This is a genomic window from Enterococcus sp. S53, assembly GCF_016516865.1.
GTDB classification, from domain to species: Bacteria; Bacillota; Bacilli; order Lactobacillales; family Enterococcaceae; genus Enterococcus_D; species Enterococcus_D innesii.
Map to the genome: position 1 here is coordinate 1 of NZ_JACVUH010000079.1, position 319 is coordinate 319.

Here is a 319-nt window from a genome sequence, read left to right on the forward strand (position 1 = left end):
ACACATTGCTTGGCATTTCTGGCACATACCACCCTGGAATTTCTTTCGGTTCGCTTTCATATGACAGACCAACTTTTCCGCTTAGAATCGTTGGTTCCGAAAGCTGATTTCCTTCGGTGTCTTCATACTTGACCGTCACTGGTGCCGCATCGGAGCGGTCATAGACATAGATCACTTCTTGCGCTTCTTTTCCGAAAATCCCACGAGCATTGCTTGGCGTTTCTAGCACATACCAGCCTGGAATTTCTTTCGGTTCGCTTTCATATGGCAGACCAACTTTTCCGCTTAGAATCGTTGGTTCCGAAAGCTGATTTCCTTC

The 319-nt window shown here is 46.7% G+C and carries 1 protein-coding gene; it reads right to left on the bottom strand.

All coding sequences use genetic code 11. From position 1 onward, the window contains the following. Positions 1 to 319, bottom strand: a 319-nt coding sequence (locus tag IAE45_RS18755) for a MucBP domain-containing protein (protein WP_200143176.1), incomplete at both ends; no start/stop codon positions are given.